We start from the raw sequence: 12,305 nt of genomic DNA on the forward strand, positions 1-12,305 counted from the left end.
GCCGGATGGCGAGGCCACCCGGCATGTTCAGGGAAAACTTAACGCAGGATTTTTTTCTCTGCCAGATCCAGTGCGAAGTAGCTGAAGATCAGATCCGCGCCTGCGCGTTTGATAGCGCCTAAGCTTTCCAGTACCACTTTTTCTTCATCAATGGCGCCTGCCATAGCGGCAAATTTGATCATCGCGTATTCGCCGCTGACCTGATACGCGCCGAGCGGCAGCTCTGTGCGCTCACGAATGTCACGCAGTACGTCAAGATAGGCCCCCGCCGGCTTCACCATCAGGCAGTCCGCGCCCTGTGCTTCATCAAGCAACGATTCGCGAATCGCTTCACGGCGGTTCATCGGGTTCATCTGGTAGGTTTTGCGATCGCCTTTCAGCGCCGTGCCCGCCGCTTCGCGGAACGGACCATAGAACGATGAGGCAAATTTGGTGGAGTAGGACATGATGGCGGTGTCGGTAAAGCCTGCGGCATCCAGCGCCTGGCGAATCGCCTGCACCTGACCATCCATCGCCGCGGAAGGGGCGATGAAATCTGCGCCTGCGGCGGCCGCGACAACCGCCTGTTTACCCAGGTTTGCCAGCGTGGCGTCGTTATCGACGCCGTGTTCACACAGCACGCCGCAGTGGCCGTGGGAGGTATATTCGCAGAAGCAGGTGTCTGACATCACGATCATTTCTGGTACGGTCTGCTTGCAGATACGCGACATCCGCGCCACCAGACCGTCTTCCTTCCAGGCATCGCTACCGGTGTCATCGGTATGGTGTGAGATGCCAAAGGTCATGACGGAACGAATACCGGCGTTGGCAATACGCTCAATCTCGCGCGCCAGGTGTTTTTCCGGGATGCGCATGACGCCGGGCATGGCCTCAATCGCTTTGTAGTCGTCGAGTTCTTCTTCAACAAAGATCGGCAACACCAGATCGTTCAAGCTGAGTGTTGTCTCTTCAAACATGGCACGTAGCGCTGCAGATTTGCGCAGACGGCGAGGGCGATGGATTAAGTCTGTCATGGGATGCCTGATGCTTGTGAAAGTGAAGGCCATAGTATACCTGAAGCCGCGGACGAGTGTTTTACGAAAATGGGCCTTATTGTTTTGTTTTATTAATAAATAAAAGAAATCGCATGGCAATTTTTTAATATGAATAGCTAAAAATTCATATTTGAAAGTGTGATTGTTATTCGTTTGGTTATTTTGAATATCTATTTATTTGAGTTTTTATTTATTTAGGTTGGCTGGTTTTTTATTTGTTCGTTATTATCAATGCTCGCTGCATTAAGTATTGATTTATTATATGTATCCTTGTCTTTTTCCTTTTTATTGCATTGATTTATAAGTAATTTTTTATTTTTCAACTGAGTGTTTTCCTGGTTTTTGTTATTGTCCGTTTTCGGACTACGGATAAAGAATAATTGAACCTTTCATTGTGGACACCGCATAATCTTCTTCGCGAAACATAATGTTTTCTATGCATTGATATTGATGGATCAACACTATTACGTCCCTGAGGAGGGATGACAAATGCACTCCTGGAAAAAGAAACTTGTAGTCTCACAATTAGCATTAGCCTGCACTTTGGCAATCACTTCTCAGGCGAATGCTTCAACTGATATTTCTGGCAAGACGTACACCACCTTTGAACACCTTAACGACGCGACTTATGCGGATGGTGTGTACTACGATGGCTATGTCGGCTGGAATAACTACGGCACCGATAGCGTGTATAACGGAGACATCTATCCGGTCATCAATAACGCGACCGTTAACGGTGTGATTTCAACGTACTATCTGGATGATGGTCTGACGACCAACACCAACAGTAACAGCCTGACGATTAAAAACAGTACTGTTCACGGAATGATTACCTCACAGTGCATGACGGAGGATTGTGCCGGACGTGATGCGACCGGCTATGTTTATGATCGTCTGGCGCTGACCGTTGATAACTCAACTATCGACGACAACTACGAACATTATACTTACAACGGCACCCATACCGACGGCACTGCAGATACGCATGTTGTTGATGTCTACAACCTGGGCACCGCGATCACCCTGGATCAGGAAGTTGACCTGGCTATCAGCAACAACTCCCATGTTGCCGGTATTACCCTGACTCAGGGTTATGAATGGCAGGATGTTGACGATAATACCGTCAGCACTGGCGTAAACAGCAATGAAGTGTTCAATAACACCATTACGGTGAAGGACTCTACCGTGACCTCAGGCTCATTGTCTGACGAAGGCACCACGGGTTGGTTCGGCAATAACGGTAACGCCAGCGATTACAGCGGTACAAACACCGCAGATGATATTGCATTAGCTGTGATTGCAAATCCGGCGGCAGACAATGCGATGCAGACCACCGCAACTTTCAGTAATTCTACGCTGATGGGCGATGTGGTTTTCTCCAGCAACTTTGACGAAAACTTCTTCCCGAACGGCGCTGATAGCTATCGTGATACCGATGCAAATGTGGATACCAACGGCTGGGATGGCACCGATCGTCTGGATCTGACATTAGATAACGGTAGTAAATGGGTGGGTGCGGCGATGTCCGTCCACCAGGTCGATACCGATGGCGACGGTGTGTATGACAGCGTTGCTGCGGGTACTGACGCGACTGCTACGCTGATTGATATCGCGTCTAACAGCCTGTGGCCGACCTCAACGTATGGCATTGATAACGGCGACACCGCCTATGACGAAAATGGTCATGTTGTGGGGAAAGAGGTTTATCAAAGCGGTCTGTTCAACGTCACGCTGAAGAATGGTTCACAGTGGGATACCACCAAAACCTCTCTGATTGATACGCTGAGCATCAACAGCGGTTCTGTGGTGAACGTCGGCGATTCATCGCTGGTTTCTGACACCATTGGCCTGACCGGTGGCGCAGCGCTGAACATTAACGAAGATGGTCATGTCGCGACAGATACCCTGACGGTTGACAACAGTACCGTGACTATTGCTGATGATGTGGCTTCAGGCTGGAGCGTGGGTGATGCTGCGCTGTATGCCAACACCATTAAGGTCACAAACGACGGTGTTCTGGATGTCGGTAACAGCGCGGACTATGCGCTGCAGACGGATACCCTGAATCTGACCAGCACCACCGATGCGGGTGGCAATGTGCATGCCGGTGTATTTGACATTCACAGCAACAACTACGTTCTGAACGCTGATCTGGTCAACGATCGCACTGCAGACACCAGCAAGTCAAACTATGGTTACGGTGTTATCGGCATGAATTCCGATGGTCACCTGACGATTAATGGTAACGGTGATGCTTACACCGCTGATCTGTCTGAAGTGGATAACGCGGGCGACGGCATTGCGGCGGCAACCGGTAACTACAAAGTGCGTATCGATAACGCCACGGGTGCAGGCTCCATTGCCGATTACAAAGGCAAAGAGCTGATCTACGTTAACGATAAGAACAGCACCGCGACTTTCTCTGCGGCCAATAAAGCAGACCTGGGGGCGTACACGTACCAGGCTCAGCAGCAGGGTAATACGGTTGTTATGCAACAGATGGAGCTGACTGACTATGCCAATATGGCGCTGAGCATCCCGTCTGCGAACACCAATACCTGGAACCTGGAGCAGGATACCGTTGGAACACGTCTGACCAACTCTCGCCACGGTCTGGCGGATAACGGCGGCGCATGGGTAAGCTACTTCGGCGGCGGTTTCAGCGGCGACAATGGCACCATCAATTACGACCAGGATGTCAACGGCATCATGGTGGGTGTGGATACTAAAGTTGATGGTAACAACGCTAAATGGATTGTTGGTGCGGCAGCCGGTTTCGCTAAAGGCGACATGAGCGACCATACCGGCCAGGTAGATCAGGATAGTCAGTCTGCTTACCTGTACTCCTCTGCCCGATTTGCCAATGACGTCTTTGTGGATGGCAACCTGAGCTACTCTCACTTCAACAACGATCTGTCTGCCAATATGAGTGACGGTCAGTATGTCGATGGCAACACGTCAACAGATGCCTGGGGCTTCGGTTTGAAAGTGGGCTACGACTGGAAAGTGGGTGACGCGGGTTATGTTACGCCGTATGGCAGCGTGTCAGGTCTGTTCCAGTCTGGTGACGACTATCGTTTGAGCAACGACATGCATCTTGATGGTCAGTCTTACGACAGCATGCGTTATGAACTGGGTGTAGATACGGGCTATACCTTCACCTATAGCCAGGATCAGGCTCTGACGCCTTACTTCAAACTGGCGTACGTGTATGACGATCAGGGCAACCATGCGGATGTCAACGGCGATTCAATCGACAATGGCACCAAAGGTTCAGCGGTTCGCGTTGGGCTGGGTACGCAGTTCAGCTTTACCAAGAACTTCAGCGCGTATACCGATGCGAACTACCTTGGCGGCGGCGATGTTGATCAGGACTGGTCGGCTAACGCAGGCGTTAAATATACCTGGTAATCCTTCCCTTACGGAAATGGATATCGCGTCGTTAATCTAAAAAATGCCCGTCAAGAATTTGGCGGGCATTACTGCAAGGAACGCGCAGATGTTATCTCTGAATAAACCGTTAAAAGAATTTGCTCAGCTTGATAAGTCGTTGTCAAAATTTGGGACACGTTTTGAATATGTCCATGCAAAACATCTTCTTTATTCCACTGAAAAGAATCCCGACACGACGGTAGTGATTCTGGAGGGGATTATCTCATTAAGACGTAATGAACATATTCTTGTGGGTATCGCCCAGGCCCCTTTCATTATGGGATTGAGCAATGGGGTGATGAAAAATGATGCTCATTATGATCTCATCAGCGAGGGAGTATGTTCAGGCTATCACCTGCAGTCTTCACAAGCTATTGATATTATTGAAGAATATCAGCTATGGCGTGAGGCGTTTTACTGGCTGACCTGGCAGAACCGTATCCTGCAGCAGCGCGATCGCCAGTTAATTGGTAATAATTCCTACGAACAGATCCGAACCACCCTTTTCTCGATGATTGAGTGGGATGAAGGTTTACGCTCAAAAATTGGGGTGATGAGTTATATTCATCAGCGCACGCAAATTTCGCGTTCCGTGGTAGCAGAGGTCCTTGCGGCGTTACGAAAAGGCGGCTACATCGAAATGAATAAAGGCAAACTGGTGGGAATAAACCGTTTGCCTTCTGATTATTAATTAAGACGCAGGAACCTCGCGCGGTGTATTTTCGCTCAGTTCAACCACCAGTTCGTTAATACCGTCGCTCATGCTTGTGAAGCGGGTGAGCGGAGAGCGAGTGACAACGACAAACGCACCCACATTTTTTTGCGGAATCATTGCCATATAGGTAATGAACCCTCCGCCACCGCCGGTCTTTTGAATAATGCCCGGGCGTCCATTCTTCGGCGCCATATAGACCCATCCTAAGCCCAACGCATCGGCCTTGCCGGGGACATCCATACCGGTTACCCGCGTTAACTGCGCGCGCTGATAAATCAACGTTTGCATTCTGTCGGCCTGATTACTGCGCTGGTAAAAATCAGAGGAAAGATACTGCTGCATCCAGCGCATCATATCCCCCGGCGTTGAATAAACCCCGCCGCTGCCGATGGCTGCCAGCGTGTTATTACACGGACTGGCCCCTTTCTCCGCGACCATCAGACGTTTGCACTGATCGGGAGAGGGAGTATAGGTCGTGTCTTTCATGCCCAGCGGGCGGGTGATTTTCTCTTCAAAAAGCTGGGCATAGGGTTTGCCGGAGGCGTTTGCCAGCGCATCCGCCAGCAGGTCGAACGCCAGATTGGAATAGGCCGCCTGTGAACCCGGAGCGGCTTTTAACGTCGCCGTGGAGAGATAGCTCCAGCGCTGTTCACGCGTCGGCCAGACAAATACCGGGCGCTTTGCCGCGCCGCCGGGTTGTTCACGGGGCAGTGCGCTGGTGTGCGTCGCCAGGTTGACCAGCGTGATCGGTTTTCCCTCATACGACGGTACGCGCGCGCCGACGGGGGCATATTTGCTCAGCGGATCGTTCAGTTTTACGGTGCCCTGATCGAGCAGTTTGACCAGCATTTCACTGGTCATCAGTTTGGTGAGTGACGCAATGCGAATCACCGAATCCAGCTGCGGACGAACGTTATTGCCCGGACGGGTTTCACCGAAGCTGCGAAAAACACGCTGGTTTCCGTCGATCACGACGAGTGCCATCCCCGTCGCGCCGCTGCCATAAAAAATATGTTCGGCGTAACGTTCGACAATATCAGACGCAAAAACCGGTTCGGCAACAGGCTGAGCCGCCTGGACTGAGGTCAATGACGCCGCACACAGCGCGGCAGAAAAAAGCAGACTACGTTTCAACGGTGGTGTCCATGAATGAGAGTAAAAAACTAAGCGTATTTATACTACTGTACCGCCTGTTGCAAAGCGCTAATTAGAGCAAGGATAGTGAGAAAAACGTAACGACGCGTAAACGTAGCGTTTTTGCCGCGAAAGAAAGTCCGCTTTTGTGATCCGGGGCGTGCAATAATCTTTCATTACCACTCTTGGATGGGGCTGACGATGTCTGAAAAACGGGTTGTGATGGTTGTTGATATGCAAATCGGCGTGTTTGCCACGCCGCGTATTAATCGGGATGCGTGTGTGGAACGTATCAATCAATTGACGCGGGCAGCCGATCTCACGATTTTTATTCAACACACCGAGGCGGGTGGCCTGGAGGAGGGGAGCGCGGGGTTTGCGCTGCTGCCTGAACTGGAGACACCCGTGAACGCCAAATATGTTACGAAAACCGCCTGTGATGCTTTTTACAAAACGGCGCTCGAACAGTTGCTCCGCGAGCAGGCGATTTCACACTTTGTCATCTGCGGCTGTGCGACGGACTATTGTGTCGATACCACCATCAGAAACGGTGCCAGCCGGAGTTATCGCATTACGGTTGCGGAAGATGCCCACACCACCGCACATCGCGCGGCTGCACCTGCCCAGACGCTGATTGCGCACCATAATGATGTCTGGCGCAATCTGATCGTGCCGGGCAATCCGGTACGTGTGAAACCCGTCGAAACAATTCTTCAGGACTGGAAAACGAACTAAGCGTCGCCATGTTGGTCACAATGGGCGGTTTCGCCTGTTGTGATCGTTTATTTTTAGTCCGCGCAGCGGCAGAAGCACAGCAGTTGTCATAACGATAAGAAGTTAGCAGGAGAGCATCATGTTTAAGTCTTTTTTCCCAAAGCCGGGTCCTTTTTTCCTTTCGGCTTTTATTTGGGCAATAGTCGCGGTTATTTTCTGGCAAGCCGGTGGTGGGGACTGGGTTGCGCGGATGACTGGCGCAACGGGCGCCGTGCCTATCAGCGCCGCCCGTTTCTGGTCGCCGAGCTACCTGATTTTTTATGCCTACTACGTGCTCTGCGTCGGGCTGTTTGCGCTGTTCTGGTTTCTCTACAGTCCGCATCGCTGGCAGTACTGGTCAATTCTTGGCACCTCGCTGATTATCTTCGTCACCTGGTTTCTCGTTGAAGTCGGGGTGGCCGTCAACGCCTGGTATGCGCCATTTTACGATCTGATCCAGACCGCCCTCAGCGCACCACATAAGGTCACCATGAGCCAGTTCTATAACGAACTGGGGATCTTTCTTGGTATCGCGCTGATTGCCGTGGTGATTAGCGTGCTGAACAACTTTTTTGTCAGCCACTATGTGTTCCGCTGGCGTACGGCGATGAACGAATATTACATGGCGCAGTGGCAGCATTTGCGCCATATCGAGGGGGCCGCGCAGCGTGTGCAGGAAGACACCATGCGTTTTGCCTCAACGCTGGAAAGCATGGGCGTGAGCTTTATTAACGCTATCATGACGCTAATCGCCTTCCTGCCGGTGCTGGTTGCGCTTTCTCCGCACGTGCCCGAACTGCCGATAGTCGGCCATGTGCCTTATGGCCTGGTGATTGCGGCGATCGTCTGGTCACTGATGGGCACCGGTATGCTGGCGGTAGTCGGGATCAAGCTCCCGGGACTGGAATTTAAAAATCAGCGGGTGGAAGCGGCTTATCGTAAAGAGCTGGTATACGGGGAAGATGATGCCAACCGCGCCACGCCGCCGACGGTTCGTGAGCTGTTCAGTGCGGTTCGCCAGAACTATTTCCGTCTCTATTTCCACTACATGTATTTTAATATCGCGCGCATTCTCTACCTGCAGGTGGACAACGTTTTCGGGTTGTTCCTGCTGTTTCCGTCGATTGTTGCCGGTACGATTACCCTGGGTCTGATGACGCAAATTACCAACGTCTTTAGCCAGGTGCGGGGCGCGTTCCAGTACCTGATCAACTCTTGGACAACGCTGGTTGAACTGATGTCTATCTATAAACGTCTGCGCAGTTTTGAGCGTGAACTGGACGAGCGGGATATTCAGGCTGTCACCCACACACTTGGTTAACAAAAGGAAACGTTATGTCGGCGGTGTCTCGTCTTTACCCTTTGTCATTGCTGGCCGGACTGGTGCTGGCGGGATGTAGCAGTCAGCCTTCGCAACCGCTCAAAAAAGGCGAGAAACCGGTCGATGTCGCGAGCGTGGTGCGCCAGAAAATGCCGGCCAGCGTGAAGGATCGGGACGCCTGGGCGCAGGATATCGCCAAAACCTTTGAAAGCCAGAAGCTGGCACCGACGGTGGAAAATATCTGTTCGGTGCTGGCGGTCGCGCAGCAGGAGTCCAACTATCAGGCCGATCCCGCCGTTCCGGGATTGAACAACATTGCCTGGAAGGAGATAGACCGGCGCGCCGAACGGATGCATATTCCGGTTTTCCTGGTGCATACCGCGCTGAAAATCACCTCCCCGAACGGGAAAAGCTATAGCGAGCGTCTGGACACAGTAAAAACGGAAAAACAGCTCAGCGCCATTTTCGATGACTTTATTAATATGGTGCCGATGGGGCAGACGCTGTTCGGTTCGCTGAATCCGGTCCATACCGGTGGTCCGATGCAGGTCAGCATTGCGTTTGCCGAGCAGCACAGCAAAGGATATCCGTGGAAGATGGAGGGAACGGTGCGCCAGGAAGTGTTCAGCCGTCGCGGTGGACTCTGGTTCGGAACCTACCATTTGCTCAATTACCCGGCCAACTACAGCGCGCCGATTTTCCGCTTTGCCGACTTCAACGCCGGATGGTATGCCAGTCGAAACGCCGCGTTTCAGAACGCAGTCAGTAAAGCCAGCGGCGTCAAACTGGCGCTGGATGGCGACCTGATCGCCTACGGCAGTAAAGACGCCGGTAAAACGGAGCTGGCGGTGCGTAAACTGGCGGGAAAACTGGATCTCAGCGAAAGCGCGATCCGTCGCCAACTGGAGAAAGGCGACAGTCTGGCGTTTGAAGAAACGGCGCTTTATGAAAAGGTGTTTACGCTTGCTGAAGCAAAGACAGGGAAGAGATTACCGCGTGAAATGCTGCCCGGTATTCAACTGGAAAGCCCGAAAATCACCCGTAATCTCACCACGGCATGGTTTGCAAAACGGGTCGACGATCGTCGTGCGAAGTGCATGGGGCAATAACCGCCTGGCCATTACTGGTGGCGGTAGCGCCAGCGCAGAATGGCGGCGATGACGCCGAAAATCAGACTGCCGACCAGAAACGGCACCAGACCAAAGATGGTGCCGACGCCCAGCCCAATCTCTACGCGCGGGCGTCCTGTCTCTTGCACTTGCATCAGATGTTCATATACGCCAGGCGCGTGAACCAGCAGGTTCAGGATCTGCGCCCCGACCCAAAAACAGAACAGAACAAACACGGCATAAGCGATATTGCCTGGCGTAGAGGCGGTTTCTCGATGTTTCCCGTTAAACAAGGATTTTGAGAGAGTGAAATCAGCCATAAATGACCTCCGCGAGTAATTCTGCATCTCTGACACCATGCCAGTAACTTACCGTGAGTGTGACAGGTCATCGCGTTTGTCAATATCAGAATGATGGTAATTTCAGTCTGGGATGAATCCTGGATTGCAGATTTTTGTCAGTTGTCACAAATTGGTTACCTTAAATTAAATTTGGCAACATTTAAGAAATTCCGCACACGACACAGACCGGTTTCCCGTAATATGCGACGATACGTTTTTTTCGCTGCGGAGTTTCCATGAACCTGCCTTTAAAAATTCGCCGTGACTGGCACTACTACGCCTTTGCTATCGGCCTGATTTTCATTCTGAACGGCGTTGTCGGGCTATTGGGGTTTGAAGCCAGGGGCTGGCAAACCTATGCCGTGGGGCTGGTGACCTGGATCGTCAGTTTCTGGCTGGCAGGATTGATTATTCGTCGTCGCGTGGAGGATGACGCGGCGTAAGCCTGACAACAAACCGCTGTCAGGCTTATCGGGGAGTGCAGATTACATCGTCGTTTTCAGCGCGTTATCTGCAGCATGGCGTTCCAGCGCCAGTTCGATCAAGCGGGTGATCAAGTCGGTGTAACCTAAGCCACTGGCCTGCCAGAGTTTCGGATACATGCTGATGTTGGTAAAGCCTGGCAGGGTGTTGATCTCATTGATCACCACCTCATTGTCGGCGGTTAAAAAGACATCGACGCGTGCCATGCCAGCGCAGCCCAGCGCCTGATACGCCTGAATGGCGATCTCGCGGATTTTGTCGTTGATGTGCGGATCAATCGCCGCAGGAACCACCACTTTTGCGCCTTTATCGTCAATGTATTTGGTGTCGTAGGCATAGAAATCACTGTTGAGCACGATCTCGCCACAGGTGCTGGCCTGCGGATGATCGTTGCCCAGCACTGCGCACTCGATCTCGCGCCCCTTGATCCCTTGCTCCACCACCACTTTGTGATCGAATTCGAAGGCGAGGGCGACCGCCTGCGCGTACTGCGCTTCGCTGGTGACTTTGCTAACGCCGACAGACGATCCCTGATTGGCGGGCTTAACGAACAGCGGCAGGCCAAGACGGGCTTCTACCTCGGCAAAGCTTATCGTGTTGCGGTTGGCTCGCGTCAGCGTAATAAACGGCGCGATAGTCAGTCCGGCATCACGCAACAAGCGTTTGGTGACGTCTTTATCCATACACGCGGCTGAACCCAACACGTCGGAACCCACGAAGGGCAGATTCGCCACGCGCAGCATTCCCTGCAGTGAGCCATCTTCACCCAGCGTGCCGTGCACAATCGGGAAAATCACGTCTACGGTCGGCAGCGGCTGACCATTTTGCGCATCAATCAACTGTTGCTCGTGTCTGCCCGGAACCTGCGCAAGGCTGGTCGCAGAAGGACGCAGCGCAATATGCGCAGGATCGTTGGCATTGAGCAGATAATTGCTGGCATCGCTGACGTGCCATTGTCCTTGCTTATCAATGCCTAACAGCACGACTTCAAAGCGGGTCTTGTCGATGGCATCGACAATATTTTTTGCCGATTGCAATGACACTTCATGTTCCGCTGATTTACCACCAAATACGATTCCTACCCGCAACTTTGCCATCTTAAACCCATTCCTTCGAACGCAAAGCGTATACATTACCACGACAAAACGAGGGATTCGCGGGCTTCTGCCATAATGTTAGGGAGAATTACACGGGAGGAAGCGTGAGAGGAAAAGTCTGGCTGACGATGATCATTCTGAGCGTGGCGTGTGGCGTGGGATATCACTATCTGCCGTCTTATTATGACCCGCTCGCCCCGCTTGAGTTATCCGATCCACCCAACTGGCTTACCCAATTTAAGCTTAAACGTCTGACGCCAGCGCGCTGTCAGACGCTGTTGCAACAGGCAAACGAGCAGAAGCTGATCACGTCGCAGTCCGTAGCCGACAGCGCTGGCGAATGTCCCTTAACCGACGTAGTACGGGTGCGGGATTTTGGCGCAGTCAAACTGAGCAGCAGCTTCCTTGCCTCCTGTCCGTTAGCACTGCGTTCCGCGCTGTATGTCGCTCAGCAGGCTGCACCCTTAACGGAACGTATGATGGAAAGCCGGCTGACCCGGATCGAGCATCTCGGCAGCTATGCCTGCCGCAACATTTACCATCGCCCTGATGCACGCCGTAGCGAACATGCGAGCGCAGAAGCCCTGGATATCAGCGGCTTTATTCTCGCCGACGGGCGACACGTTACCGTTCTGCGCGGCTGGAAGCAGGAAGAAAACGCAACGTGGCTGCGGGTGCTGCTCAGCGCGAGCTGTCAATATTATGGCAACGGCCTGGGGCCGGACTACAACGCCGCTCACGCCAACCATTTTCACCTGGGAATACGGGGAATTGGCCTTTGTCGCTAAGCATAAAGCCCTGTGGCTTGTTGGGTTTTAATGTGATGTGTATCACAAATGTGGTGAACGGGAAGATAAAATAGCAAATTACGTGCCACCGCACCTGC

11 protein-coding genes are annotated in these 12,305 nt (G+C 52.4%); 7 read left to right on the plus strand and 4 right to left on the minus strand.

Features of this window, described 5'->3' with window-relative positions; genetic code table 11:
* Positions 1-38 precede the first annotated feature (38 nt).
* The gene (gene hemB, locus AOY24_RS01820; RefSeq protein WP_043001645.1) at positions 39-1,013 is read right to left on the minus strand and encodes a porphobilinogen synthase; all 975 of its coding nucleotides are present in this window, start codon (positions 1,011-1,013) and stop codon (positions 39-41) included.
* A gap of 510 nt (positions 1,014-1,523) precedes the next feature.
* Here hemB and ehaB point away from each other — a divergent pair.
* Positions 1,524-4,445, plus strand: coding sequence for an autotransporter adhesin EhaB (gene ehaB, locus AOY24_RS01825; protein WP_044259058.1), 2,922 nt, complete (start codon positions 1,524-1,526; stop codon positions 4,443-4,445).
* Positions 4,446-4,533: 88 nt separating this feature from the next.
* Entirely contained in the window at positions 4,534-5,157 is a 624-nt protein-coding gene (gene iprA, locus AOY24_RS01830; protein WP_043001643.1) for a hydrogen peroxide resistance inhibitor IprA, read from the plus strand.
* Here the strand turns inward: iprA and ampH are convergent, their stop codons facing one another.
* Entirely contained in the window at positions 5,158-6,315 is a 1,158-nt protein-coding gene (ampH, locus tag AOY24_RS01835) for a D-alanyl-D-alanine-carboxypeptidase/endopeptidase AmpH (RefSeq protein ID WP_044259053.1), read from the minus strand.
* A 201-nt stretch (positions 6,316-6,516) separates the two neighbouring features.
* Here ampH and AOY24_RS01840 point away from each other — a divergent pair, with 201 nt between their 5' ends.
* From AOY24_RS01840 to AOY24_RS01850, 3 genes are all read left to right on the plus strand, one after another.
* Positions 6,517-7,050: an isochorismatase family protein gene (locus AOY24_RS01840; protein WP_043001641.1), complete on the plus strand. Its 534-nt coding sequence runs from the start codon at positions 6,517-6,519 to the stop codon at positions 7,048-7,050.
* 118 nt (positions 7,051-7,168) lie between these two features.
* Entirely contained in the window at positions 7,169-8,389 is a 1,221-nt protein-coding gene (gene sbmA / locus AOY24_RS01845; RefSeq protein WP_043001640.1) for a peptide antibiotic transporter SbmA, read from the plus strand.
* A gap of 14 nt (positions 8,390-8,403) precedes the next feature.
* On the plus strand, positions 8,404-9,498 hold the full coding sequence (locus AOY24_RS01850; protein WP_054176059.1) for a DUF1615 domain-containing protein: 1,095 nt from the start codon (positions 8,404-8,406) through the stop codon (positions 9,496-9,498).
* Positions 9,499-9,509: 11 nt separating this feature from the next.
* On the opposite strand, the gene AOY24_RS01855 is transcribed toward AOY24_RS01850, so the two are convergent.
* On the minus strand, positions 9,510-9,818 hold the full coding sequence (locus AOY24_RS01855; RefSeq protein ID WP_054176060.1) for a YaiY family protein: 309 nt from the start codon (positions 9,816-9,818) through the stop codon (positions 9,510-9,512).
* A gap of 257 nt (positions 9,819-10,075) precedes the next feature.
* Here AOY24_RS01855 and AOY24_RS01860 point away from each other — a divergent pair, with 257 nt between their 5' ends.
* Entirely contained in the window at positions 10,076-10,282 is a 207-nt protein-coding gene (locus tag AOY24_RS01860; RefSeq protein ID WP_043001637.1) for a DUF2754 family protein, read from the plus strand.
* Between the two features lie 42 nt (positions 10,283-10,324).
* On the opposite strand, the gene ddlA is transcribed toward AOY24_RS01860, so the two are convergent.
* Entirely contained in the window at positions 10,325-11,419 is a 1,095-nt protein-coding gene (ddlA, locus tag AOY24_RS01865; protein WP_054176061.1) for a D-alanine--D-alanine ligase, read from the minus strand.
* A gap of 128 nt (positions 11,420-11,547) precedes the next feature.
* Between ddlA and AOY24_RS01870 the strand changes: the two genes are divergently transcribed.
* Positions 11,548-12,207 carry an extensin family protein gene (locus AOY24_RS01870; RefSeq protein WP_082010113.1) on the plus strand — a complete coding sequence of 220 codons (660 nt, stop codon included), beginning with the start codon at positions 11,548-11,550 and terminating at the stop codon, positions 12,205-12,207.
* Positions 12,208-12,305 lie beyond the last annotated feature (98 nt).

This window comes from Citrobacter sp. CtB7.12 (assembly GCF_001297795.1).
GTDB lineage: Bacteria > Pseudomonadota > Gammaproteobacteria > Enterobacterales > Enterobacteriaceae > Citrobacter_A > Citrobacter_A amalonaticus.